The organism is Kitasatospora sp. NPDC093550, from assembly GCF_044764985.1.
Classification (GTDB): Bacteria; Actinomycetota; Actinomycetes; order Streptomycetales; family Streptomycetaceae; genus Kitasatospora.
On record NZ_JBIWJF010000017.1, the window covers coordinates 90044 to 115464 of the forward strand.

A 25421-nucleotide genomic window follows, 5' to 3' on the forward strand; every position below is an offset into this window, starting at 1 on the left:
CAGCCGGTCCGCGGCGGAATTGGTCGACTTTCGTGGTCGGCCTGACTTCGACATCACGGAAGGAGGCGTAAGCCTATGGCCAGGCCCGACAAGGCTGCCGCCGTCGCCGAGATCACGGACAAGTTCCGTGGCTCCACCGCGGCGCTGCTGACCGAGTACCGCGGTCTCTCGGTGAAGCAGGTCAAGACCCTGCGTCGCTCGCTCGGCGAGAACGCCGAGTACGCCGTGGTGAAGAACACGCTGACCAAGATCGCGGCCAATGAGGTCGGGATCACGGAGCTCGACGACCTGTTCAACGGTCCGACGGCTGTCGCCTTCGTCACCGGTGACCCGGTGGAGTCGGCGAAGGCTCTGCGTGACTTCGCCAAGGAGAACCCCGCTCTCGTCATCAAGGGCGGTGTCCTTGACGGTAAGGCGCTGTCCGCCGACGAGATCAAGAAGCTCGCGGACCTCGAGTCCCGCGAGGTGCTGCTCGCCAAGCTGGCGGGTGCCCTGAAGGCCAAGCAGTCCCAGGCTGCCGCGCTCTTCCAGGCCCTGCCGTCGAAGCTCGTCCGCACCGTGGACGCGCTGCGCGACAAGGTCGAGCAGGGCGGTGCCGGTACGCCGGCTCCCGCCGCCGAGGACGCTGCCGCCGAGTAGTTCGGCAGGCTCACGCCTCGCTGCGGGCCCGTGCCCGCCCAACCCGTACATACGGCACCACCTGCCGATTTAGTGGAAGGACGCCATCATGGCGAAGCTGACCCAGGACGAGCTGCTCGCGCAGTTCGAGGAGCTCACCCTCATCGAGCTCGCTGCCTTCGTGAAGGCCTTCGAGGAGAAGTTCGACGTCACCGCTGCCGCCCCGGTCGCCGTGGCCGCCGTTGCCGGCGGTGCCGGTGGCGCCGAGGCCGCTGTCGAGGAGCAGGACGAGTTCGACGTCATCCTCGAGTCGGCCGGCGACAAGAAGATCCAGGTCATCAAGGAGGTGCGCACCCTGACCTCCCTCGGCCTGAAGGAGGCCAAGGACCTCGTTGACACCGCTGGTGCCAAGGTCCTGGAGAAGGTTGCCAAGGACGTTGCCGAGAAGGCCAAGGCTGCCCTCGAGGGCGCCGGCGCCAAGGTCACCGTCAAGTGATCTCGCGCCCCCTCTGAGGGGGCGTACGGCCGGGCCGATCACCCTTGCGGGTGGTCGGCCCGGCCTTTTCGCGTTCCCGGGGCGGGCCGCTTCCCGCCCCGTTCCGCCGTTCCGCCCGGCGCGGTCCACCGGTGTGGCCGATCGCTCACTCGGCACTGTCGGTGGCGAGCGGTATGGTGATCACCGTCGTCGGGGTGGTCCCCACCACGGCATCTGTAACGCCGGGGGCGTCCGGACCGATGAACAGGGCGAGGTCCGCCCCGCAGGCGGGCCCTTGACGAACCCGGCGCGGCGCGCGATTCTCAAGGCGCGAGTCCGCCCGGTTGGTCCGCTGCTGGATGCATAACCAGTGGCTCCGGCGGGAAGTGACTCCACGTGAGTTAGAGCAGTACCCGGTGGGCGTCCGCGCCCGCCGGCTACCGGGAGGAGTCTCCGATTCGGTCTCCGAATCAGAGCTGGACAGCAGTGTGGCCTTTGGCTACACTGTCCCTTTGCGCTGCCTGTTAGCTGCTCCGTGACTCGTCGCCCGGAGTTTGCGTTGCCCTGAAGGGGTCTGGCACCGCCTCCGCAAAGCGGCTCTGACCTGGGGTTTCGACTCCGGCAGAGGCCGATGGCGAGGGAGGCGGGACCAAGCCCATGCAGGCCCGGCTGGTACGCGCGTAGTGAGCTCCGAGCCCTCGGAAGGACCCCCCTCTTGGCCGCGCCGCGCAACGCCTCGAACAATTCCGCCGCATCCACCGCCCCGCTCCGCGTCTCCTTCGCGAAGATCAAGGAGCCCCTCGAGGTCCCGAACCTCCTGGCCCTGCAGACCGAGAGCTTTGACTGGCTGCTCGGCAACGCGGCCTGGAAGTCCCGGGTCGAGGAGGCGCTGGAGTCTGGTCTGGACGTCCCCACCAAGTCCGGTCTGGAGGAGATCTTCGAGGAGATCTCGCCGATCGAGGACTTCAGCGGGTCGATGTCCCTGACCTTCCGCGACCACCGTTTCGAGCCGCCGAAGAACTCCATTGACGAGTGCAAGGACCGCGACTTCACGTACGCGGCCCCGCTCTTCGTCACGGCCGAGTTCACCAACAACGAGACCGGTGAGATCAAGTCTCAGACGGTCTTCATGGGCGACTTCCCGCTCATGACCCACAAGGGCACGTTCGTGATCAACGGCACCGAGCGTGTCGTCGTGTCGCAGCTGGTCCGCTCCCCGGGTGTGTACTTCGACTCCACCCTGGACAAGGTGTCCGACAAGGACATCTACTCCTGCAAGGTCATCCCCTCGCGTGGTGCCTGGCTGGAGATGGAGATCGACAAGCGCGACATGGTCGGCGTCCGCATCGACCGCAAGCGCAAGCAGTCCGTCACCGTGCTGCTGAAGGCCCTCGGCTGGACCAACGAGATGATCCTCGAGGAGTTCGGCGAGTACGAGTCCATGCGCAACACCCTGGAGAAGGACCACACCCAGGGCCAGGACGACGCGCTGCTGGACATCTACCGCAAGCTGCGTCCGGGCGAGCCGCCGACGCGCGAGGCCGCGCAGACGCTGCTGGAGAACCTGTACTTCAACCCGAAGCGCTACGACCTGGCCAAGGTCGGCCGCTACAAGGTCAACCGCAAGCTGGGCAACGCCGAGTCGCTGGACTCCGGCGTGCTCACCGAGCCCGACATCATCGGTGCGATCAAGTACCTGGTGAAGCTGCACGCGGGCGAGACCGAGTGGCGTGACGGCGAGGGCCGCGACATCGTGGTCGAGGTCGACGACATCGACCACTTCGGCAACCGCCGCCTGCGCAACGTCGGCGAGCTCATCCAGAACCAGGTCCGTACGGGTCTCGCCCGTATGGAGCGCGTCGTGCGCGAGCGCATGACCACCCAGGACGTCGAGGCGATCACGCCGCAGACCCTGATCAACATCCGGCCGGTCGTCGCCTCCATCAAGGAGTTCTTCGGCACCAGCCAGCTGTCGCAGTTCATGGACCAGACGAACCCGCTGTCGGGCCTGACCCACAAGCGTCGTCTGTCCGCGCTCGGCCCCGGCGGTCTCTCCCGTGAGCGCGCCGGCTTCGAGGTCCGTGACGTGCACCCCTCGCACTACGGCCGCATGTGTCCGATCGAGACCCCCGAAGGCCCGAACATCGGTCTGATCGGCTCGCTGGCCTCGTACGGCCGGGTCAACGCGTTCGGCTTCATCGAGACGCCGTACCGCAAGGTCGTCGACGGTGTGGTCACCGAGCAGGTCGACTACCTGACCGCCGACGAGGAGGACCGCTACGTCATCGCCCAGGCGAACGCGCCGCTGACCGCGGACCTGCACTTCGCCGAGCCGCGCGTCCTGGTCCGCCGCCGTGGTGGCGAGATCGACTACATCCCGGGCTCCGAGATCGACTACATGGACGTCTCGCCGCGCCAGATGGTGTCGGTCGCGACCGCCATGATCCCGTTCCTCGAGCACGACGACGCCAACCGCGCGCTCATGGGCTCGAACATGATGCGCCAGGCGGTGCCGCTGCTGAAGAGCGAGGCTCCGCTGGTCGGTACCGGCATGGAGTACCGCTGCGCCGTCGACGCCGCGGACGTCATCACCGCCGAGAAGGCCGGTGTCGTCCAGGAGGTCTCGGCCGACTACGTCACCGTGGCCAACGACGACGGCACGTACACCACGTACCGCGCCGCCAAGTTCACCCGCTCCAACCAGGGCACCTCCTTCAACCAGAAGGTGCTCGTGGACGAGGGCGCCCGGGTCGAGGCCGGCCAGGTCCTGGCCGACGGCCCGTGCACCGACGAGGGCGAGATGGCCCTCGGCAAGAACCTGCTCGTGGCGTTCATGTCGTGGGAGGGTCACAACTACGAGGACGCGATCATCCTGTCGCAGCGCCTCGTGCAGGACGACGTCCTCTCCTCGATCCACATCGAGGAGCACGAGGTCGACGCCCGTGACACCAAGCTCGGCCCCGAGGAGATCACCCGGGACATCCCGAACGTCTCCGAGGAGGTCCTCGCCGACCTCGACGAGCGCGGCATCATCCGCATCGGCGCCGACGTCGTCACCGGCGACATCCTGGTCGGCAAGGTCACCCCGAAGGGTGAGACCGAGCTGACCCCCGAGGAGCGCCTGCTCCGCGCGATCTTCGGTGAGAAGGCGCGCGAGGTCCGCGACACCTCGCTGAAGGTGCCGCACGGTGAGTCCGGCAAGGTCATCGGCGTCCGCGTCTTCGACCGCGAGGAGGGCGACGAGCTTCCCCCGGGCGTCAACCAGCTGGTCCGCGTCTACGTGGCCCAGAAGCGCAAGATCACCAACGGTGACAAGCTCGCCGGCCGTCACGGCAACAAGGGCGTCATCTCCAAGATCCTGCCGGTCGAGGACATGCCGTTCCTGGAGGACGGCACCCCGGTCGACATCATCCTCAACCCGCTGGGTGTCCCGTCCCGAATGAACCCGGGACAGGTCCTGGAGATCCACCTCGGGTGGCTCGCCAAGCAGGGCTGGGACGTCTCCGGCCTCGCCGACGAGTGGGCCAAGCGCCTGCAGGCGATCGGCGCCGACCAGGTCGAGGGCGGCACCAACCTCGCCACCCCGGTCTTCGACGGCGCCCGCGAGGACGAGATCACCGGCCTGCTGGACAACACCACCCTCACCCGTGACGGTGAGCGCCTGGTGAACTCCACCGGCAAGGCCCGGCTGTTCGACGGCCGCTCCGGCGAGCCGTTCCCGATGCCGATCTCGGTCGGCTACATGTACATCCTCAAGCTGCACCACCTGGTCGACGACAAGCTGCACGCCCGGTCGACCGGCCCGTACTCGATGATCACCCAGCAGCCGCTCGGTGGTAAGGCGCAGTTCGGTGGTCAGCGCTTCGGTGAGATGGAGGTGTGGGCCCTCGAGGCGTACGGCGCGGCCTACGCCCTGCAGGAGCTGCTCACCATCAAGTCCGACGACGTCCTCGGCCGAGTCAAGGTCTACGAGGCCATCGTCAAGGGCGAGAACATCCCCGAGCCCGGCATTCCCGAGTCCTTCAAGGTCCTCATCAAGGAAATGCAGTCGCTCTGCCTCAACGTGGAGGTGCTGTCCTCGGACGGCCAGTCCATCGAGATGCGGGACTCCGACGAGGACGTGTTCCGCGCCGCCGAGGAGCTCGGCATCGACCTGTCCCGGCGCGAGCCCAGCAGCGTCGAAGAGGTCTGACGGAGGTTGGGCCGGCCGCACGACCGCGGCCGGCCCGCCCCCAGGCCCCCCTCAGACCACATGAACGACTCTCGACTTACGAAAGAGGGCTTGACGACCAGTGCTTGACGTCAACTTCTTCGACGAGCTCCGCATCGGCCTGGCCACCGCCGACGACATCCGCCAGTGGTCGCACGGCGAGGTCAAGAAGCCGGAGACCATCAACTACCGCACCCTGAAGCCGGAAAAGGACGGGCTCTTCTGCGAGAAGATCTTCGGCCCCACCCGGGACTGGGAGTGCTACTGCGGCAAGTACAAGCGCGTCCGCTTCAAGGGCATCATCTGTGAGCGCTGCGGCGTCGAGGTGACCCGCGCCAAGGTGCGCCGTGAGCGGATGGGCCACATCGAGCTGGCCGCCCCGGTCACCCACATCTGGTACTTCAAGGGCGTGCCGTCCCGCCTGGGCTACCTGCTGGACCTGGCGCCGAAGGACCTCGAGAAGGTCATCTACTTCGCCGCCTACATGATCACCTGGGTCGACGACGAGCGCCGCCAGCGCGACCTGCCGTCCCTGGAGGCGCACGTCTCGGTCGAGCGCCAGCAGATCGAGAACCGCCGCGACTCCGACCTCGAAGCCCGCGCCAAGAAGGCCGAGACCGACCTGGCCGAGCTGGAGGCCGAGGGCGCCAAGGCCGACGTGCGCCGCAAGGTGCGCGAGGGCGCCGAGCGCGAGATGAAGCAGCTGCGCGACCGCGCGCAGCGCGAGCTCGACCGCCTCGACGAGGTGTGGGCCCGCTTCAAGAACCTCAAGGTCCAGGACCTGGAGGGCGACGAGCTGCTCTACCGCGAGCTGCGCGACCGCTTCGGCACCTACTTCTCCGGCTCGATGGGCGCGGCGGCCCTCAAGGACCGCCTGGAGAACTTCGACCTGGCGGAGGAGTCCGAGCGTCTCCGCGAGATCATCCGCACCGGCAAGGGCCAGAAGAAGACCCGTGCGCTGAAGCGCCTCAAGGTCGTCTCCGCGTTCCTGCAGACCACCAACAAGCCCAACGGCATGGTGCTGGACTGCGTCCCGGTCATCCCGCCGGACCTGCGTCCGATGGTGCAGCTGGACGGTGGCCGCTTCGCGACCTCCGACCTGAACGACCTGTACCGCCGCGTGATCAACCGCAACAACCGCCTGAAGCGCCTGCTCGACCTCGGTGCCCCCGAGATCATCGTGAACAACGAGAAGCGCATGCTCCAGGAGGCCGTCGACGCGCTGTTCGACAACGGCCGCCGCGGCCGTCCGGTCACCGGCCCGGGCAACCGCCCGCTGAAGTCCCTCAGCGACATGCTGAAGGGCAAGCAGGGTCGTTTCCGCCAGAACCTGCTCGGCAAGCGAGTCGACTACTCGGCCCGTTCGGTCATCGTCGTCGGCCCGCAGCTCAAGCTGCACCAGTGCGGTCTGCCGAAGGCCATGGCGCTGGAGCTCTTCAAGCCGTTCGTGATGAAGCGCCTGGTCGACCTGAACCACGCGCAGAACATCAAGTCGGCCAAGCGCATGGTCGAGCGTGCCCGTCCGGTCGTGTGGGACGTGCTCGAAGAGGTCATCGCCGAGCACCCGGTCCTGCTGAACCGTGCGCCCACCCTGCACCGCCTCGGCATCCAGGCCTTCGAGCCGCAGCTGGTCGAGGGCAAGGCCATCCAGATCCACCCGCTCGTCTGCACCGCGTTCAACGCGGACTTCGACGGTGACCAGATGGCCGTCCACCTGCCGCTCTCCGCGGAGGCGCAGGCCGAGGCCCGCATCCTGATGCTGTCCTCGAACAACATCCTGAAGCCGGCCGACGGTCGTCCCGTCACCATGCCGACCCAGGACATGGTGCTCGGTCTGTTCTTCCTGACCTCGGACCGCGAGAACGTGAAGGGCGCCGGTCGCACCTTCTCGTCGACCGCCGAGGCGATCATGGCCTTCGACGCCCGCGACCTGGACGTCCAGGCCCCGATCGAGCTGCGCCTGCCGGCCGGCACCGTGCCGCCGCGCGGCTGGACCGCTCCGGTGGACGAGGACGGTCAGCCGACCTGGTACGACGGCGAGCCCTTCCGCCTGACCACCACCCTGGGCCGCGCGCTCTTCAACGAGCTGCTGCCCGAGGACTACCCGTTCGTCGACTACGAGGTGGGCAAGAAGCAGCTCTCCGCGATCGTCAACGACCTGGCGGAGCGCTACCCCAAGGTCGTCGTCGCGGCGACCCTGGACAACCTGAAGGCGGCCGGCTTCCACTGGTCGACCCGCTCGGGTGTCACCGTCTCGATCTCGGACGTCATCGTCCCGCCGAGCAAGCCCCAGATCCTGGAGGGCTTCGAGGCGAAGGCGGAGAAGGTCCAGAAGCAGTACGAGCGCGGTCTGATCACCAACGACGAGCGCAAGCAGGAGCTCGTCGGCATCTGGACCCAGGCGACCAACGAGGTCGCGGACGCCATGGCCGCGAACTTCCCGAAGACGAACCCCATCTTCATGATGGTCGACTCGGGTGCTCGTGGAAACATGATGCAGATGCGCCAGATCGCCGGTATGCGTGGTCTGGTGTCGAACGCCAAGAACGAGACCATCCCGCGACCCATCAAGGCGTCGTTCCGTGAGGGTCTCACCGTGCTGGAGTACTTCATCTCCACCCACGGTGCCCGTAAGGGTCTGGCCGACACCGCCCTCCGTACCGCCGACTCCGGTTACCTCACCCGTCGTCTGGTCGACGTCTCCCAGGACGTCATCATCCGCGAGGAGGACTGCGGCACCGAGCGCGGCCTGAAGCTGGCGATCGGCTCCGTGGGCGCGGACGGCGTGCTGCGCAAGGCCGACGACGTCGAGACCAGCGTGTACGCCCGCATGCTCGCCGAGGACATCACCGTCGACGGCAAGCTGCTGGCCACCGCGAACACCGACCTCGGTGACGTGCTGATCGACGAGCTGATCCGCCACGGCATCAGCGAGGTCAAGACCCGCTCGATCCTGACCTGTGAGTCGGCCGTCGGCACCTGTGCCTTCTGCTACGGCCGCTCGCTGGCCACCGGCAAGCTGGTCGACATCGGTGAGGCGGTCGGCATCATCGCCGCCCAGTCCATCGGTGAGCCCGGTACCCAGCTGACGATGCGTACCTTCCACACCGGTGGTGTGGCCGGTGACGACATCACCCAGGGTCTGCCGCGTGTCGTCGAGCTGTTCGAGGCCCGTACCCCCAAGGGTGTGGCCCCGATCTCGGAGGCCACCGGCCGGGCGCGGATCGAGGACACCGAGAAGACCCGCAAGATCGTCATCACCCCGGACGACGGCACCGACGAGATCGCCTACCCGGTCTCCAAGCGTGTCAAGCTCCTGGTCAGCGAGGGCGAGGCGGTCGAGGTCGGCCAGAAGCTGACCATGGGTGCCACCAACCCGCACGACGTCCTGCGCATCATGGGCCAGCGTGCCGTCCAGGTCCACCTGGTCGCCGAGGTCCAGAAGGTCTACAACTCGCAGGGTGTGTCGATCCACGACAAGCACATCGAGATCATCATCCGGCAGATGCTCCGCCGCGTGACGATCATCGAGTCGGGCGACGCCGAGCTGCTCCCGGGCGAGCTCGTCGAGCGCGGCCGCTTCGAGACCGAGAACCGTCGTGTGGTCGCCGAGGGCGGTCACCCCGCCTCCGGCCGTCCGCAGCTGATGGGTATCACCAAGGCCTCGCTGGCCACCGAGTCCTGGCTGTCGGCCGCCTCCTTCCAGGAGACGACCCGGGTCCTCACCGACGCGGCGATCCACGCCAAGTCGGACCCGCTGCTGGGCCTCAAGGAGAACGTCATCCTCGGTAAGCTCATCCCGGCCGGTACGGGTCTGCCCCGCTACCGCAACATCCGGGTCGAGCCGACCGAGGAGGCCAAGGCCGCGATGTACTCGGCCGTCGGCTACGACGACTACGACCTGTCGCCCTTCGGCGCCGGCTCCGGCCAGGCGGTTCCGCTGGACGACTACGACTACGGCCCGTACACCGGCTGAGTCACCTCTCCGGCCGGCGACGGCCGCTGATCGCAGGGCGGTCACCCCTCACGGGGTGGCCGCCCTGCGGCGTTCCCGGGGCCGGGCGGGGAGGGCGCGCCCGACGGACTCACCCGTGCGGGGGAGTCGCGGGAACCGCTCCGGGGAGGGAGGCGGCGCGGGGGTGGCCGCGGCAGGGTTCTCGGTGTCGGCAGGACGGGGCTTGCGAAGGGAGCCGGAATGAAGCGGGCGCTGGGCGCGATGGCGATCACGGCGGGGGTGCTGGTCGGGATGTCGGGCTGTCTGCCGATCGGGGACGACTCCGAGCACCGGACGGTCAGTTACGGGGTGGCCGAGTCGATCAAGGAGCTGGTGGTCGAGGGGCGGAACGGCGGTGTGGAGGTGACCGGCGACGGCGACACCGTGCACGTGGTCGAGAAGCAGAACTACCGGGGGGACGCGCCGAAGAGCACGCACGAGGTGAAGGACGGCGTGCTCCGGCTGACGTACGACTGCGACAGCTGCGGGATCGGGTACACCGTGCGGGTGCCGGCCGGGACCACGGTGCGGGTGAAGGAGACCAACGGCGGCGTCAAGCTGAACGGGCTGGCCGGCGAGGCGGTGGCCGAGGTGACCAACGGCGGGGTGGAGGCGAGCGGGCTGACCTCCCCGAAGGCGAAGCTGACCTCGGTGAACGGTGGGGTGAGGGCCGACTTCGCCGCCGCGCCGTCGACCCTGGAGGCGAGGACGACCAGTGGCGGGGTGCACGTGAGCGTGCCGCGCGGCGAGGCGTACGCGGTGGACGCGCACGCGGCGAACGGCGGGGTGGACGTGGGCGTCCCCACGCAGCCGGGGGCGGCGCACAGCATCACCGCGCGGGCGGAGTCCGGCGGTGTGACGGTCAGCGGTGCCTGACCGGGCCGTACCGGAGGTCCTGCCGGTAGGGCATGATCTTCTCCGCGGGGGCCGGGTCCCCGGCGACGGGGGAGGTACCGGGGTGGAGCGTGCGACGTGCCGGCGGAGCCGGACGGACGGGCTGAACCCGTACGTGCTGGATTCGCTGCTGGCGGTGGCCTCCGCGGGCGTCGCGGCCTGGGCCGTGTACAACGACGAACCGCACTGGTCCGCGTGGGTCTACCTGCTGGCGGTGGCCACCGCGGCGCCGCTGCCGTGGCGGCGCAGGGCGCCGCTGACCGTGCTCGCGCTGTACAGCGCGGCCGAGATCGCGCTGTCGGTGCTGGCGCACTCGGCGAACGCCCAGGTGCCGCTGGCGGGCGTCATCGGCCTCTACACGGTGGCGGAGCGCTGCTCTGACCGGGTGCGCTGGTCGGTGCTGGCGATCACGGTGGTCGGCAACGTGGTCGGGACGCACTCGCCGAACGGCATGGTGTTCAGCCTGCTCACCTCGGTCGGCTCGTACGTCTTCGGCTCGTTGGTGCGGGCTCAGCGGCAGTTGGCCCGGGTGCAGGCGGAGCGGGCCCGGGAGGCCGGTGAGCGGGCGGCGAGCGATGCCGCGCGGGCGGTCGCGGAGGAGCGCGCCCGGATCGCCCGGGAGATGCACGACATCCTGGCGCACGCCGTCTCGCTGATGGTGATCCAGGCCGAGGCCGGGCCGGTGGTGGTGCGCAGCGATCCGGACCGGGCGATCCGCGCGTTCGACACCATCGCCGACGCCGGCCGCGACGCGATGGTCCAACTGCGTCGGGTGCTCGGGGTGTTGAAGGACCCGGAGGCGGGCCGGGAGTTGGCGCCGCAGCCCAGGCTGGCCGAACTCGCCGACGTGGCCGAGCGGGTGCGCGGGGCGGGCCTGCGGGTGGACCTCGAACTCCCGGAGGGCGGGGGCGGGTTGCCGGCCGACGTGGAGGCGGCGGCGTACCGGATCGTGCAGGAGGCGCTGACCAACACGGTCAAGCACTCCGGGGCCGACCGGGCGGCGATCCGGGTGCGCCGGGCCGGGGACGTGCTGGAGGTCGTGGTCTCCGACAACGGCAACGGGGTGGCGCCGAAGGCCGACCGCACGGTGGTCGGCTGGTCCGGCGGGCGCGGCCTGGTCGGCATCCGGGAGCGGGCGGCGGCCTGCGGCGGACGGGCCGAGGCCGGGCCGGGGCCGCAGGGCAGGGGTTTTCTGGTGAGCGCCCGGCTGCCGCTGGGCGCGGGCACGGTGGAGGGGGTGGGCGGATGACGCCGATCCGGGTGGTCGTCGCGGACGACCAGGAGTTGGTGCGGGCCGGGTTCGGGATGATCCTGGACGCGCAGCCGGACATCGAGGTGGTGGCCGAGGCGTCCGACGGGGCCGAGGCGGTCGAGGCGGTGCGCGCGCACGGCCCGGACGTCCTGCTGCTGGACGTCCGGATGCCGGTGATGGACGGGCTGGAGGCGGCCCGCCGGGTGTGCGCGGAGTTCCCGGCCACCAAGGTGATCATGCTGACCACCTTCGACATCGACGACTACGTCTTCGACGCGCTGTACGCGGGCGCCAGCGGCTTCCTGCTCAAGGACGTCCGGCGGGACGACCTGGCGCACGGGGTGCGGATGGTCGCCTCGGGGGAGGCGCTGCTCGCGCCCTCGGTGACCAGGCGGCTGATCGGCGAGTTCGCCGCCCGCCGGCCGGGGGCTCCCGAGCGGGCGGTGCGGCCGCCGTCCAAGCTGCTGGAGCAGCTCACCCTGCGCGAGCAGGAGACGCTGCGGCTGATCGCGCGGGGGCTGTCCAACGCGGAGATCGCGGCCGAGCTGGTGGTCAGCGAGCACACGGTGAAGACGCACGTCAGCAATGTGCTGAGCAAGCTCGGACTGCGGGACCGGGTGCACGCGGTGGTGTTCGCGTACGAGGCGGGGGCGGTGGTGGCGGGGGAGTCCTGACCGGCGCCCGCGCGCGGGATCCCTCCTGCGGGGGAGGCGGCGGGTTCGCCGGTGCGGGCGATCCGGGACGAGGGCCCCGGCGGACAGGCTGTGCGGTGTCGGAACGGACCACGGACACCGCAGGAGACCGCAGATGAACGCCACGCAGCTCAGCCGCCTCACCCCGTACGCCGTCGTCGGCGCGCCCGCCCTGATGGCGCTCTACGGCGGCATCCGCCTGGTGCCGGGCTCCCGCCAGCCGGGCCTCGGCTGGACGGCCGGCCACACCGCGATGTTCGCCGGACTGCTGCTGTTCGCCCCGGTCTTCCTGGCCCTGCGCCGGCGGCTCGCCCCGGGCGGCGCGGCCGGGCGGATCGCGGTCGGGGCGGCGCTGGGGACGGCGTTCGCGGGGCTGCTCTGCTCGCTGGCGCAGATCGGCATCGACCTGGTCGTCGGCGTGGTGGCGGCGGACAAGGCCGAGCAGTCGCGGCTGTTCGACCGGGTGCAGGAGGTCCCGGGCGTGCTGCCGGTCGTCTACCAGGACGGGCCGCTGCTGTTCTACGTCGGTCTGCTGGCGCTGGTGACGGCCGCGTCGGTGGGAGCGGCCCGGACGCTGCGCTGGTGGAGCCCGGTGCTGGTGCTGCTGGGCACCGTCGCCGCGGGCGCCGACCTGGCCTTCGTCCCGCTCGCCGCCGCCTGCTACCTGGTCGCGCTGGCGCCGCTGGCCCGTCCGGCCGCCGCCCCGCGGCCGGTACTGGTCTGACCTTCCGGTGACGCCGGTCAGCTCATCCGGAAGACCGGTCCACGCGGGGTGAAGGGCAGCCCGGCACCGCGGGGGACGAGGAAGGCGTGCTCGCGGCGCAGTCGCAGCACGTCGCACTCGCCGTCGGTGATGACCAGGACGGGCGCTCCGGGCGGGAAGTCCTCGGCCCGCTCCAGCAGGTCGATGCCGGGCTGGAGGACGGTGCCGCCGCGCCCGTGCACCCTGACCCGTCCGGCGATGTCGTCGACCGGGAGGTACCCGGCGTCGTGCGGGGCGGCGTCGCAGTGCACCACCCGGGCGGCGGGGACGTCCCGGGCGGCGGCGTACGAGGCGATCGCGCCGAGCGCCTTGCCGAGCAGCACCCGGTCCATCGAGCCGGAGGTGTCCAGGACGACCCCGAAGGTGCAGCGCGGCACCTCCTCCTCGGGGTGGTGGCGGCCGGCCCGGGGGATGTCCGGGGTCGCGGACTGCCGGCGGGCGGGGCGGGAGTAGCTGCGCACCGGCTCCGGTCGGGGGACGAACTCGTCGAACCAGCGGGCCAGTCGGGCGTCCCAGGGGAGCGGCGGATGGGCCAGCGCCCGGATCTCCTCGACCAACCCGGCCGGGAGCAGGCCGCGTTCGCGCCCGTGCAGCTCGAAGCCCTGCTGCAGGCCGCGCCGGTAGAAGTCGTCGAGGTCCACGTAGTCGCGCGGGCCGCGGTCCAGCGGCTGCCCGAGGATGTCCGGGCGGTTCTTCCCGGCCAGGGTGGCGAGCCGGCGGATCCGGCGCTGGTCGCGGACGATCCGGTCGTACACCTCCTCGGCCGACAGGCCCTTCAACCGCGGGTCGTGCAGCAGGCCTTCGGGCATGTCGCCGACGCCCATCTCCAGCAGCCAGCCGTTGATGACGTAGTCGGCGGCGACGTTGAACAGGAACGGGTCCCGCCCGCCGCGGCGCTCGCCGTGCCGCAGGGCGGCGTGCAGCATCTCGTGGCCGAGGATGAACCGCCACTCCTCGTCGGTGTACCGGCGCAGCGGGTTGACGTAGACCTCCCCGGCCTCGGCGTTGACGGCGGCGACGTCGATGCCGTGGGCGCGGGCGAGTTCGGCGTCCGCCACGAGGGTGAGCCCGGCCGCGATGCCGCCGAGCAGCGGGTACGAGGAGACGAACCAGTTGAGCGCCCTGGTCCAGGGGCGTTCGGGCAGGCGCTCGCCGGTCTTCTCGTCGACCCGGCCGCCGGCCCGGTCCATCGCGGCGGACACGGTGCGGGTGAGCGCGGCCGCGAAGGCGGTCTCCCAGTCCTTGGGGTCACGGCCGCAGCCGGTCCATTCGACCAGCAGCTGGTCGCGGTCGGCGGTGCCGGCCGTCCCGGCGGCACCGGCCGGCGGCAGCCCGTCGCGGCGCCAGCGGGCGGCCAGCTCCTCCTCGTCGCCGCCGGGGTACTCCTGCGGGAGGACGACCGGGGCGCGGCCGACCGTGAAGGTGGCCAGGAAGCGGTTGACCACCGCGCAGCGGGCGGCGGCCGCGTGGTCGTCCGGCTGGACCCGGGGGCCGCGGGCGGCCGGGACGTGGCCGAAGCCGAGGTGCAGCAGGGCGTGGGCGAGCACCCAGGCCCACTCCTCGGGCTCGGCCCGGCGGCGCGGGTTGACGTGCACGGTGCCGTTGGAGTCCACCACCGCCCAGCCGCCCGGCGGGGCGAGCTCGCACGTCTCGGTGCGGCAGAACCCGGCGGGCAGGGCCGCGAGGGCGGTGTTGCGGCGCAGCAGCCGGACACCCTCGGCGAAGGCCTCGGCGCCCGGGTCGGGCCTCTGCTCGGACTTCTTCCCGGCGGCGGACTTCACCGGCGGGCCTCGACCAGGCGGGGCATGTCCCGGGCGGCCTCGATCAGGAACCAGGAGGGCAGCAGCGGGTTGCCGTCGGCGCCGTCGGCGATCACCGTCTGGGCGACCTCGACCGAGATCTCGGCCAGCTGTACCAGCAGCGACTTGGCCCGGAAGGCGGTCTGCCGCTACGCCCCGGAGGCGTGCTCCTTGCTGGCGGGCAGCTCCTTGACGAGGCGGCCGCGGAAGGAGTCGGCGAGGTAGTAGAGCAGGTCGCGGTCCTCCGGCCGGTGCGGCCAGCGGGCGTCGCCCTTGAGGATCGCCTCGATGCCGTACGAGTTGCGGACGATCTTCGCGTAGCCGCTGAAGGCGATCGCGTGCTGCGGGGTGAGCAGGCCGTACCCGAGGACCTTGAGGGTCTCCTCGTCCAGCGTGGGCCCGAAGGAGTGCAGCGCGTCGGAGAGCATGTGCCAGGCGCGCGGGGTGGAGAACGGCTCCTCGGTCTTGGGCGGGGCGGACCACAGGTGGTCGGGGCGGTCGGTGAGGTAGTCGACGACCCAGGGGTGGATGCCGGCGCCGGCCGCCCAGCGCAGCCAGTCCTCGGCGCTGGCCCGCAGATGGACGTGGATCATGCGGTTGACCAGCGCGGACGCCATCGGGCGGGCGAGCGCGCCGTCGGTGGCGCGGTTGCCGGCGCCGATCACGATCGAGCCGGGCGGCAGCTCGTAGGAGCCGATCCGGCGGTCCAGGATCAGCGAGTAGAAGGCCTTCTGGACGTCCGGTGAGGCGGCGTTGAGCTCGTCCAGGAAGAGGCAGTACGGCTCGTCGCGGGCGATCTGCTCGGGCGGGCAGAACCGGGAGCGGCCGTCCGGGGTGAGCTGCGGGACGCCGATCAGGTCCTCCGGGGCGAGCTGGGTGCCGACCAGGCTCACGCACTCCAGGCCGAGCGACTCGGCGAACGCCCTGACCAGGGAGGACTTGCCGATCCCGGGTGCGCCCCAGAGGAACACCGGACGGACGGTGGCGAGTCCGAGCAGCAGCTCGGGGATCTGGGCGGGCGAGACGCTGACTGCTCCCTGCACGGGGCTCCTTCGCGGTACGGCGGGCGACCGGCCCAGTGTGCGGGGGGAGTTGACCCGGCGCACCTGGATTTTCGGTGGCCGGGGCGGGGCGGGCGCCCGTACCGTCCCGGGTATGAACGCGAAGCGCCCCCTGATCGCCGTGCTCACCGGCGCGGGCATCTCGACCGACTCCGGCATCCCCGACTACCGCGGCCCGAACGGCCTGTGGCAGAAGGACCCGTCGGCGCAGGAGCTGGTCACCATCGGGCCGTACAAGGCCGATCCGGACGTGCGCCGACGGTCCTGGCGGATGCGGCTGGAGACCGGCGCGTCGGCCGCCGAGCCGAACGCCGGGCACCGGGCGCTGGTCGACCTGGAGCGCTCCGGGCTGCCGCTGCGGGTGCTCACCCAGAACGTGGACGGGCTGCACCGGGCGGCCGGGCTGACCCCGCGCAAGGTGCTCGAACTGCACGGCACCGCCCGGGAGACGCAGTGCCTGCGCTGCCGGGTGGTCGGTTCGATGGCGGAGGCGCTGGAGCGGGTCGTGGCGGGGGAGCCGGATCCGGCCTGCCGGGAGTGCGGGGGGATCCTCAAGCCGCGCACGGTGATGTTCGGGGAGGCGCTGGACCCGGCGGTGCTCCAGCAGGCCGACGCCATCGCCAAGGCCTGCGACCTCTTCATCGCGGTGGGCACCAGCCTGCAGGTCTACCCGGTGGCGTCGCTGCCGCAGATCGCGCTGGAAGCCGGTGCGCGGCTGATCGTGGTGAACGGCGAGCCGACCCCCTTCGACGCGGCCGCGGCCGAGGTGATCCGGGAGCCGATCTCCCGGGCGCTGCCGGAGCTCGTGCGGCGGCTGGTGACGGAACGGGGCTGAGGAAACGGCGGCCGCAGGGGTCTCTTCACAGACGTACCGCGTGCGTACGATGATCCTTCCGGCTCCCCCGCACGGCCAGGAGTGATCGACCGATGACGACGACGGCGAAGTTCGACCCCTGGTCGGCGGCGTTCGTGGCCCACCCGTACGACGCGTACGCCGAACTGCGCGAACACGCGCCGGTCAGCTACTTCGAGCCGACGAACCAGTGGCTCGTCGCCCGCCACGAGGACGTCAGCGCGCTGCTGCGCGACCGCCGGCTCGGCCGCACCTACACCCACCGCTTCAGCCACGCGGAGTTCGGCCGCCCCGAACCCGACCCGGCGCACGAGCCCTTCCACACCCTCAACGACCACGGGCTGCTCGACCTGGAGGCGCCCGACCACACCCGGATCCGCCGGCTGGTCTCCAAGGCCTTCACCCCGCGCATGGTCGAGGGGCTGCGCCCGACCGTGCGGCGGCTGGCCGGGGAACTGGTCGACGACCTGCTCGCGGCCGGTGGCGGCGACCTGATCGCCACCGTCGCCGAGCCGCTGCCGGTCGCCGTGATCGCCGAGATGCTCGGCGTCCCGGCGGGCGACCGGCACCTGCTGCGGCCGTGGTCCGCCGACATCACCGGGATGTTCGAGCTCAACCCGACCGAGGAGGCCGCCCGCCGGGCCGTCACCGCGAGCACGGAGTTCTCCGACTACCTGCGCGCGCTGATCCGCGAGCGCCGGGCGAACCCGGGCGACGACCTGATCAGCGCGCTCATCCAGGCCCAGGAGGGCTCCGACGCGCTCAGCGAGCAGGAGATGGTCTCCACCTGCGTGCTGCTGCTCAACGCCGGCCACGAGGCGACCGTCAACACCACCGGCAACGGCTGGTGGGCGCTGTTCCGCCACCCCGGGGAACTCGCCCGGCTGCGCGGCGCGGTGGACGGACTGCTGCCCACCGCGATCGAGGAACTGATGCGCTGGGACACCCCGCTGCAGATGTTCGAGCGCTGGGTCCTGGAGGACATAGAGGTCCGCGGCGTGACCATCCCGCGCGGCGCCGAGATCGCCCTGCTCTTCGGCTCCGCCAACCGCGACCCCGAGCGCTTCGCCGACCCCGACCGGCTCGACCTCGCCCGCGCCGACAACCCGCACATCACCTTCGGCGCCGGAATCCATTTCTGCCTGGGCGCCCCGCTCGCCAGACTGGAGCTCACCGAGTCCTACGGCACCCTGCTGCGCCGGGCCCCGGGCCTGCGGCTGGTCCGCGAGCCCGAGTGGAACCCCGGCTACGTGATCCGCGGGCTCAAGGAACTGCAGGTCGAGGTCTGACGGAGACGAGGGGGAGCGGTCGTGGGCAAGGCGACGGGGGCACTGCTGGGGCTGGCGATCGGGGACGCGATCGGTCGGCTGACCGAGTTCCAGGACGTCGAGCGGATCGCCGCCGACCACCCTGACTGGCGGCGACTCCCGCTGCCGGAAAGGGCGTTGGTCACCGACGACACCCAGATGACGCTCGCCCTGGCCCGCGGCCTGCGCACCGCCCTGGCCCGCGGCCCGCTGACCCCGCTGCGCCTGGTGCGGCCGGTCCGCGAGGAGTTCGTCGACTGGTGGCGCTCCCCGGAGAACACCCGCGCCCCCGGCATGACCTGCCTGCGCGCCTGCGAGCGGCTCAGCCGCGAGGAGTACCGCTGGCAGCAGGCGAGCGACGTCGGCTCCAAGGGCTGCGGCGCCAACATGCGGGTCGCCCCGATCGGGCTGGTCCGCGAGCTGGACGCCCGGCAGCTCTCCGGCGCCGCCCAGCTGCAGTCCGCGCTCACCCACGGCCACCCCACCGCGCTCGCCGCGAGCGACCTCACCGCGTACGCCGTCCGCCGGCTCGCCGACGGCCTGCCGCCGGCCGACCTGCCCGCCGCGCTGCGGGCGTACGCGCTGGCGGGCCGGGAGCGGTACGACGGGTTCTGGCTCGGCGACCTCGCCGACCGCTGGTACGGCGCCTCGCCGCAGGCCGTCCTCGCCCGCGGCTGGGACGACTGCCTGAAGGTGCTCGACCAGCTGGACGCCGCGCTGGCCGCGCCCGACGTCGAGGCCGACCCCTGCCTGGCCACCGGCGAGGGCTGGGTCGCCGAGGAGGCCTTCGGCACCGGTCTGCTCTGCTTCCTGCTGCTGCCCGACGACCCGGTGGCCGCCGTCCGCCGGGCCGCCTACTCCAGCGGCGACTCCGACTCGCTCGCCTGCCTGACCGGCGCCTTCGCGGGCGCCCACCACGGCGAGGCGCCCTGGCCGGCCGAGTGGGTGGAGCGGATCGAGTACCGGGACGAGCTGCTGGAACTCGGGGCGCTCTGGGACTGAGGCGGAACCCGGGGGCGCGGTGGTGCGTCGAAGGGCCATGACGAACCGCAGCACCGGAACCCGTCGTACGTCCCGTCGCCCGGCGGCGCTGCTCCTCGCCGCCGCGCTCGCCGCACCGCTGGTCGCCGGCTGCGGCGGCAACGGCGCCGCCGCGACCGGCACGGAGGTGAGGGCCTCCGCGCCGGCCGTCCGGCCCGCGGTGGACCCGGCCCGGGTGGCCGCCACCGCGCGGGCCACCGACGCCTTCGGCCTGGACCTCCTGCACACCCTCACCGCGACGCCGGACGACGCCGGGCACAACCTCGTGGTCTCGCCGTCCGGCCTGGCCACCGTGCTCGGGATGCTGTTGCCCGGCGCCCGGGGCGCGACCGCCGACGAGCTCGCCAAGGCCCTGCACACGGACCTCGACCCGAAGCAGTACGCCCTTGCCGCCGGCGCGCTGAACCGCCCGGTGCCGGCCGCCGAGGGGCTCACCCTGCGGCAGGCCGACGAGGTCTGGACGCAGCAGGGCTTCCCGGTGGAGCCCGACTACCTGGCCACCCTCGCGGCCGCCTTCGACGCCGGAGTGCACACCACCGACTTCGCGAAGGATCCGGAGGGCAGCCGCAAGGCGGTCAACGCGGCCGTGGAGAAGGCCACCGAAGGACGGATCAAGGACCTCTTCGCCCCCCCGAAGGCGATCAACCCGGACACCCGGCTCGTGCTCACCGACGCGCTCTACCTCAAGGCGAAGTGGGCCTCCGAGTTCAAGCCCTCGCACACCGAGGACCGCCCGTTCCACCCGCTCGACGGCACCACCCCCAACGTCTCCACGATGAGCCAGACCGGCGAGTTCAAGTACGCCGAGGGCTCCGGCGGGATCGTCGGGGAGCCCTGGCAGGCCGTCGAACTCCCCTACGCGGGCGGCAATGTGGCGATGGACCTGATCGTCCCCGCGCAGGGCGGCTTCGCGGCCTTCACCAAGGGCCTGGACCAGGCCCAGCTCGACCGGATCCTCGGCGCCCTCAGCGCGCAGCCCGTCGACCTGCAGCTGCCGCGCTTCCACTTCGACACGTCCAAGGAGCTCACCTCGGCGTTGCGCTCGCTCGGCGTCCACGCGGCCTTCGACCACGCCGACCTCGGAGGCATCGCCAAGGAGCCGCTCGCCGTCAGCACGGTGGTGCAGAAGGCCACCGTGCAGGTCGACGAGGAGGGCACGGTCGCGGCGGCCGGCAGCGGCGTCGGGGTCGGCGTCGCCGCGGCGCCGGCTCCGCAGCCGGCCGCCCGGCTGCACATCGACCGGCCGTTCCTGTTCCTGATCCGGGACACCTCCGGCGGGCGGCCGCTGTTCCTCGGCCAGGTCACCGATCCGCGGGCCGGGTAGCCACCGGGCCGTCGGGGCGGCTCACCAGGCCGGGTAGCGCTCGCCGAGCCCGGGGTGGAGCGGGTCGCGGCTGCCGAACAGCACCAGCAGGTCGTCCGCGACCTGCCGCAGTTCGGCCCGTCCCTCGACCGCCCCGGCCCACTCGGCGGGCAGCGCCGAGGCGCCGTACGCGGCCCCGACCAGGTTGCCGCAGACCGCGCCGGTCGAGTCGCTGTCCCCGGAGTGGTTCACCGACAGCAGCAGCGCGGTGCGCACCGGGTCGGGGTCGAGGGTGGCCGCCAGCAGCGAGTGCACCGCGATGGCCAGGCACTCCTCGGCGGTCCAGCCGAGCCCGACCCGCTCCACGGTCTCCGCCGAGGGCTCGGACTCCTGGGCCAGCCGCACCGCCCGCGCCAGCGCCTGCACGGTCTCCTTGGAGGCCGGCAGCTCGCGGATCTGCTCCACCGTCTCGCCGACCGCCGCCCACGGCTCCGTCCCGTTCACCAGCCGCTCGACCAGCGCCGCGAAGGCGCCCGCCGCGAGGTAGCCGGTCGGGTGCCCGTGGGTGAGCTGGGCGCACTGCACGGCCAGCCCGAAGGCCTGCTCGACGCCGAGCCGGGCCAGCCCGAACGGCGCCGAGCGCATCACCGTGCCGCAGCCCTTGGACCCGGGGTTGATCGGCCCCGGTCGCCCGATCACGGACGGCGCCTCGAAGACCGGGTGCTCGGACACCCCGCTCAGGCAGGCGTTGCCCGGCGCCCGCCGCGCGTACAGGAAGGGCTGCCGCAGCAGCCAGCCGTCGTACGGGCGGGGCTGCGGCTCGGCGTCCGGGGCGGGCTGGTACTGGGTCAGCAGCCAGCGCCGGTAGGCGCCGTGGACGGCCTCCGGCACCGAACCGCCACCGCCCGTCCAGCCGCGGACGAAACCGCGGATCAGGCCCTCGGCGGTGAACAGCGTCATCTGGGTGTCGTCGGTGACCTCGACCGGCCCGGGGCCGGCCGGCAGCGCGGTCACGCCCGCCGGGCCGTGCCGGTCCTGGATCTGGTGGAGCTGCTGGAACTCCACCGGCCAGCCCAGCGCGTCGCCGATCGCTCCGCCGAGCAGCGCTCCGCGCACCCGGTCCCGGTACCCCGACTCGGCCGCCGGCTCCGTCACGTCGAATCCCCCTTGGTTCGTGGCGGAGTACGTTCTATCAGGTCGGGCGCTACCTGCGGATCTCCCCGGCGCGTCCGTGCAGCGCGGCCCGGTCGGCGGCGGCGCGCCCGGCCGCCCAGCCCTCGCCGTCGCTGACCCGCACCCGCTGCGAGACCAGCTTCGGGAACAGCCGGCCGACCTCCTCGTCCACCGCCTCCGAGCGGGCGGCGAGCGCGGGCAGCAGCCGCTCGTCCGGCAGCAGCTGCTCCTCGGTGCCGTCCTCGCGCAGGTGCCGGCCGGCCGCGGCGGCGCTGGTGGTGCGCTCGGTGGCGGTGGTCAGCCGCTCGCGGATCCGCGCCGCGTACGCGACCAGGAAGGACTGCCGGAACGCCTTGCTGCGCGAATCCCGGCCGGAGCCCGCCTTGTTGAGCGCGTGGGTGGCCTGCACCAGCAGCGAGGTGTAGAGCAGCTCGACACCGTCCAGGTCGCCGTCGAAGCCGACCACCGTGCAGAAGCCGAACTCCTTGGCCCACACCACCCGGCACCGGTTGGCCGCCGCGACCGCGTCCAGCAGCATCGTCTTGGGGCCCTCGTACGGGTTGTCCACCCCGATCCGCAGTGCCCCGGGGGCGTCCCGGTCGGCGCCGGCGGCGGCCAGCAGCGCCTCGTCGATGCTGTGCTGGGCCATCAGCTGCTGGGCCTTGGCGGTCAGCGCCTCGGCCTCCTCGGGGTACTCGGTGGACTCGGCCTTGGCGAGCAGCGCCCGGATCCGGGCCAGCATCCTCGGCTCCCCGGTCACCGGGCCGGGCCGCTGCGACCCGGGCTGCGACCCGGACCGGGGCGGCACCGACTGCCCGGGGGCCGGGCCGACCGGGGCGATCGGCGGCAGCCGGCCCCAGGTGCGCAGCAGCTCCAGGACGGCGGTCGCGAGCGCGAAGCGGTCCAGCCGGTGCCGCTGGGCGAAGGCGCCAAGGTACTGCTCGTCACCGGGCCACCAGACCTCGGTCTCCAGCTCGCGCAGCTGCTCCCGCCAGCGCCGGTCGAGCGCCGCCGACGGGTGACGGCGGTCCTCCGCGGCGATCAGGTCCACCGCGAGGGCCAGGTGGACGGGCTTCAGCCCGCGCCGCACCACCCGCACCAGGTCGGCCGGGCGCCACCCGGCGGACCAGCAGCGGCCGACGACGGTGTCCGCGTACCCCAGCAGCGCCCGGCTGACCGCCGGCCACTGCCCGGGTGCCGCGGCCAGCAGTGACGCCCCGGTGTCCAGGGCGAGGTCCAGCCCCTCCTCCGGAGCCGTCAGCACCGACCGCACGGCCTGCTCCAGCAGTGGCCCGGCGTCCCCGCCCTGCTGCGCGCGCTTGCCCACGGTGTGTCCCTGCTCTCCTCGACGGCCCGGTTTCCTCCTGCCCATGATGCCGGAGCCGACGGGCGCGGCCGGGCGGGCGTCCGCGGCGGGACGGCGCCGCCCGGCCCCGCACCGACGGGTTCGGATCAGCGCTCGACGGCCTTGGCCAGGATCTCCGGGGCGCGCTCCAGCAGCCGGGTGGCCGCCGACCGCACGCCGAGCACGGCGATCAGGACGCCGTAGAGCGGACCGATCAGCAGGACCGGCCAGCTCGGCCCGTCCGAGACCAGCGCCCAGCCGAGGTAGCCGCCCACCGGCAGGGCGAGCAGCGCGACACCGATCATCGAACCGAAGGAGTTGAGCATGATCAGCCCGCCCTGGCCGGGGGCGGCGTTGCGCATCGGGTTGCTGTCGGCCGGCATGGTGTACGGCACCAGCACGCTGAACACCGCGCCGAGCGCCACCCCGCAGCCGAGCAGCGCGAAGGCCAGGCCGAGCGCGGACGGCAGCTCGCCCCACCGGCCGGTGACGGCCGCCAGCACCAGCCCGAGCACCACCGTCACCGGGACGGCGTACGACAGCACCGCGTACGCGCGGCCGCGCAGCTCGTCCCGCGCGTCGGCCGGGGTGCGCAGGGTGGCGGCGACCATCCAGAACGCCGAGCCGTCCATGCCGAACAGGTTGAGCATCTGCAGCCCGAGGAACATGCCGGTCATCGCCAGCAGGTAGACGCTCGCCCAGCCCTGGACCATCGACAGCAGGCAGATCACCACCGTCATGCCGATGCTGGTGAACAGCGCGGCCTTGGCCCGCGGCTCCCGCCAGGCGTACCGCAGGTGGCGCTGCATCACCGCGCCGGCCCGGCCCGCGGGCAGGAAGCCCCAGCCGCGCGAGCGCTGCACGCTGCGGGCCACCTCCAGCGTCGAGGAGTCGGCGGTGACCATCAGCTCCTGGAGGCTGCCGCGCCACCAGCGCAGCAGCAGGGCCAGCAGCAGGCCGGCCGCCGCGAGCTGCAGCAGCGCGAGCCCGTACCGGCCCTCGGCGGCGGTGCGCGGCGCGTCGGCCGCGCTGACCGGCGGGATCCAGCGCAGCACGGAGGCGATCGGCTTCAGCGGGCTGAGGTCGATCTCGGAGCCGGGGCGGCCGAACACGCTCTGCGAACCGACGTTGGCGGCCTGGACCAGCATCGCGAAGGCCAGCCCGCCGAAGATCGCGAAGTCCTTGCCGCGACGGCTGGAGAGCATCCGGGCGTTGCCGGCCGCGACCGCCCGGGAGAGCGTGACCAGGCAGAGCAGCGCGAGCGGCACGCCGGCCACCGCGACGGCGGCCGAGACGCCGCCGCCGGCGCCGGCCAGCACCGCGCCGGTCACCAGCACCAGGTTGATCAGCGGCCCGGGCCCGACCAGCGCCGCCAGCAGTGAACCGCGCAGCAGCGGTCCGGGCCGCAGCGGCAGCATGGTCAGCCGGGTCGGGTCGGCACTCTCGTCGCTGGAGAACAGGAACAGCGGCAGCGCGGCCCAGCCCAGGGTCAGCACGCCCAGCAGCATCACCCCGGCGTCCCCGGAGCCCGCGAACCGTCCGTTCAGCGCGGCCATGGCGACGGCGATGCCACCCGCGAAGGCCAGGCCGACGACGCCGCCGATCACGTAGACGGCCGTCCGGCCGGGGCTGCGCCGCAGCCCGTTGCGCAGCAGCCGCAGCTTGAGCGCCACCAGGGCGCGGACCACCGTCCGCCCGTCGGGCACGGGGGCCGTACTCACCGGGCGCCCCCGGCCTGCCCGCCGCCGAGCCAGCCGAGCGCCTGCCCGTCGTCCTCGCGGACGCCGATCAGCTCCAGGAAGGCCTCGTGCAGGCTGCGCCCGCCGCGGACGGTGTCCAGCGGGCCGTGGGCGATCACCCGGCCCGCGTTCACCACCGCGACCCAGTCGCAGAGCTGCTCGACCAACTCCATCACGTGGCTGGAGAAGACCACGGTGGAGCCGGCCGCCGCGTACCGCTTGAGCACGCCGCGGATGGTCTGGGCGGAGACCGGGTCGACGCCCTCGAAGGGCTCGTCCAGGAACAGCACGTCGGGGTTGTGCAGCAGCGCCGCGGCCAGGCCGATCTTCTTGCGCATGCCGGTGGAGTAGTCGGCGACCAGCTTGTCGGCGTCCCGGCCGAGGTCCAGCACGGCCAGCAGCTCCTCGGCGCGGCGGTCCACCTCGGCGCCGGGCAGGCCGCGCAGCCGCCCGGTGTACTGCAGCAGTTCGCGGCCGCTGAGCCGCTCGAACATCCGCAGGCCCTCGGGCAGGATGCCGATCCGGGCCTTGACGGTGACCGGGTCGGCCCACACGTCGGCGCCGTGCACCAGGACGGTGCCCTGGTCGGGCCGCAGCAGCCCGGTGGCCATCGACAGCGTGGTGGTCTTGCCGGCGCCGTTCGGGCCGACCAGGCCGATGAACGAGCCCGCCGGCAGCTCCAGGCTCAGCCCGGCCACGGCGGCCTGGGCGCCGAAGTGCTTCCACAGCCCCCGGATGCTGACGGCGGACGGCGTGCCCGGCTCGGGGAGGTCGGCGGACGGTGGTGCTGACGCCTGCATCGCGGCCTTCTCTGTTCGTGGTGGGACGGGACTCTCGGCCTTCAGACTGTCACCGCCCGAACGGACTGTCGCCCGAGTTGAGGATCCCCTGAGCGTGTCCGC

17 protein-coding genes and 1 pseudogene are annotated in these 25421 nt (G+C 72.3%); 12 read left to right on the forward strand and 6 right to left on the reverse strand.

Features of this window, described 5'->3' with window-relative positions; genetic code table 11:
* The first annotated feature begins 75 nt into the window (after positions 1-75).
* The 8 genes from rplJ to ACIRD3_RS26105 all read left to right on the forward strand — a co-directional run bounded on the left by rplJ (position 76) and on the right by ACIRD3_RS26105 (position 12859).
* Positions 76-639, forward strand: a complete 564-nt coding sequence (gene rplJ / locus ACIRD3_RS26070) for a 50S ribosomal protein L10 (protein WP_402221094.1) — start codon at positions 76-78, stop codon at positions 637-639.
* A gap of 88 nt (positions 640-727) precedes the next feature.
* Positions 728-1114, forward strand: coding sequence for a 50S ribosomal protein L7/L12 (gene rplL, locus ACIRD3_RS26075; protein ID WP_402221096.1), 387 nt, complete (start codon positions 728-730; stop codon positions 1112-1114).
* A gap of 694 nt (positions 1115-1808) precedes the next feature.
* Positions 1809-5285, forward strand: a complete 3477-nt coding sequence (gene rpoB, locus ACIRD3_RS26080; RefSeq protein ID WP_402221099.1) for a DNA-directed RNA polymerase subunit beta — start codon at positions 1809-1811, stop codon at positions 5283-5285.
* Positions 5286-5385: 100 nt separating this feature from the next.
* Entirely contained in the window at positions 5386-9279 is a 3894-nt protein-coding gene (locus ACIRD3_RS26085) for a DNA-directed RNA polymerase subunit beta' (RefSeq protein WP_402221101.1), read from the forward strand.
* A 219-nt stretch (positions 9280-9498) separates the two neighbouring features.
* Positions 9499-10173, forward strand: a complete 675-nt coding sequence (locus ACIRD3_RS26090; RefSeq protein ID WP_402221104.1) for a DUF4097 family beta strand repeat-containing protein — start codon at positions 9499-9501, stop codon at positions 10171-10173.
* Between the two features lie 82 nt (positions 10174-10255).
* On the forward strand, positions 10256-11440 hold the full coding sequence (locus ACIRD3_RS26095) for a sensor histidine kinase (RefSeq protein ID WP_402221105.1): 1185 nt from the start codon (positions 10256-10258) through the stop codon (positions 11438-11440).
* On the forward strand, positions 11437-12117 hold the full coding sequence (locus ACIRD3_RS26100) for a response regulator (RefSeq protein ID WP_402221107.1): 681 nt from the start codon (positions 11437-11439) through the stop codon (positions 12115-12117). The genes ACIRD3_RS26095 and ACIRD3_RS26100 overlap by 4 nt, the downstream gene beginning before the upstream one ends.
* 133 nt (positions 12118-12250) lie before the next feature.
* Positions 12251-12859: a hypothetical protein gene (locus ACIRD3_RS26105; protein WP_402221110.1), complete on the forward strand. Its 609-nt coding sequence runs from the start codon at positions 12251-12253 to the stop codon at positions 12857-12859.
* A 17-nt stretch (positions 12860-12876) separates the two neighbouring features.
* On the opposite strand, the gene ACIRD3_RS26110 is transcribed toward ACIRD3_RS26105, so the two are convergent.
* Together ACIRD3_RS26110 and ACIRD3_RS26115 are read right to left on the reverse strand one after the other, a co-directional pair.
* The gene (locus tag ACIRD3_RS26110) at positions 12877-14679 is read right to left on the reverse strand and encodes a hypothetical protein (protein ID WP_402221113.1); all 1803 of its coding nucleotides are present in this window, start codon (positions 14677-14679) and stop codon (positions 12877-12879) included.
* A pseudogene (locus ACIRD3_RS26115) lies at positions 14676-15740 on the reverse strand (ATP-binding protein). The gene ACIRD3_RS26110 and the pseudogene ACIRD3_RS26115 overlap by 4 nt, the downstream one beginning before the upstream one ends.
* Positions 15741-15852: 112 nt before the next feature.
* Between ACIRD3_RS26115 and ACIRD3_RS26120 the strand changes: the two are divergent.
* From ACIRD3_RS26120 to ACIRD3_RS26135, 4 genes are all read left to right on the forward strand, one after another.
* Complete coding sequence (locus ACIRD3_RS26120; RefSeq protein WP_402221116.1) at positions 15853-16593, forward strand: SIR2 family NAD-dependent protein deacylase; 741 nt, start codon at positions 15853-15855, stop codon at positions 16591-16593.
* Between the two features lie 92 nt (positions 16594-16685).
* Positions 16686-17900 (forward strand): cytochrome P450, encoded by a 1215-nt coding sequence (locus ACIRD3_RS26125; protein ID WP_402221118.1) that lies wholly within the window; start codon positions 16686-16688, stop codon positions 17898-17900.
* Between the two features lie 21 nt (positions 17901-17921).
* Entirely contained in the window at positions 17922-18920 is a 999-nt protein-coding gene (locus ACIRD3_RS26130) for an ADP-ribosylglycohydrolase family protein (RefSeq protein ID WP_402221121.1), read from the forward strand.
* A 37-nt stretch (positions 18921-18957) separates the two neighbouring features.
* Positions 18958-20283: a serpin family protein gene (locus tag ACIRD3_RS26135; RefSeq protein ID WP_402221124.1), complete on the forward strand. Its 1326-nt coding sequence runs from the start codon at positions 18958-18960 to the stop codon at positions 20281-20283.
* Positions 20284-20304: 21 nt separating this feature from the next.
* Here ACIRD3_RS26135 and ACIRD3_RS26140 read toward each other — a convergent pair whose 3' ends face one another.
* The 4 genes from ACIRD3_RS26140 to ACIRD3_RS26155 form a co-directional block, all read right to left on the reverse strand.
* Positions 20305-21417 carry an ADP-ribosylglycohydrolase family protein gene (locus ACIRD3_RS26140; RefSeq protein WP_402221126.1) on the reverse strand — a complete coding sequence of 371 codons (1113 nt, stop codon included), beginning with the start codon at positions 21415-21417 and terminating at the stop codon, positions 20305-20307.
* Between the two features lie 49 nt (positions 21418-21466).
* Complete coding sequence (locus ACIRD3_RS26145; protein WP_402221127.1) at positions 21467-22762, reverse strand: DUF2786 domain-containing protein; 1296 nt, start codon at positions 22760-22762, stop codon at positions 21467-21469.
* Positions 22763-22887: 125 nt separating this feature from the next.
* Positions 22888-24501, reverse strand: coding sequence for a transporter (locus ACIRD3_RS26150; protein ID WP_402221130.1), 1614 nt, complete (start codon positions 24499-24501; stop codon positions 22888-22890).
* Positions 24498-25319, reverse strand: coding sequence for an ABC transporter ATP-binding protein (locus tag ACIRD3_RS26155; protein ID WP_402221133.1), 822 nt, complete (start codon positions 25317-25319; stop codon positions 24498-24500). Before ACIRD3_RS26155 ends, ACIRD3_RS26150 begins: the two co-directional genes overlap by 4 nt.
* Positions 25320-25421 lie beyond the last annotated feature (102 nt).

Bases quoted from the DNA above. Each gene is read 5' to 3' on its own strand.
- ACIRD3_RS26100 (WP_402221107.1), top strand. From the start codon at position 11,437: ATGACGCCGATCCGGGTGGTCGTCGCGGACGACCAGGAGTTGGTGCGG.
- ACIRD3_RS26155 (WP_402221133.1), bottom strand. From the start codon at position 25,319: ATGCAGGCGTCAGCACCACCGTCCGCCGACCTCCCCGAGCCGGGCACG.
- ACIRD3_RS26105 (WP_402221110.1), top strand. From the start codon at position 12,251: ATGAACGCCACGCAGCTCAGCCGCCTCACCCCGTACGCCGTCGTCGGC.
- ACIRD3_RS26125 (WP_402221118.1), top strand. From the start codon at position 16,686: ATGACGACGACGGCGAAGTTCGACCCCTGGTCGGCGGCGTTCGTGGCC.
- rplL (WP_402221096.1), top strand. From the start codon at position 728: ATGGCGAAGCTGACCCAGGACGAGCTGCTCGCGCAGTTCGAGGAGCTC.
- rplJ (WP_402221094.1), top strand. From the start codon at position 76: ATGGCCAGGCCCGACAAGGCTGCCGCCGTCGCCGAGATCACGGACAAG.
- ACIRD3_RS26090 (WP_402221104.1), top strand. From the start codon at position 9,499: ATGAAGCGGGCGCTGGGCGCGATGGCGATCACGGCGGGGGTGCTGGTC.
- ACIRD3_RS26120 (WP_402221116.1), top strand. From the start codon at position 15,853: ATGAACGCGAAGCGCCCCCTGATCGCCGTGCTCACCGGCGCGGGCATC.
- ACIRD3_RS26135 (WP_402221124.1), top strand. From the start codon at position 18,958: ATGACGAACCGCAGCACCGGAACCCGTCGTACGTCCCGTCGCCCGGCG.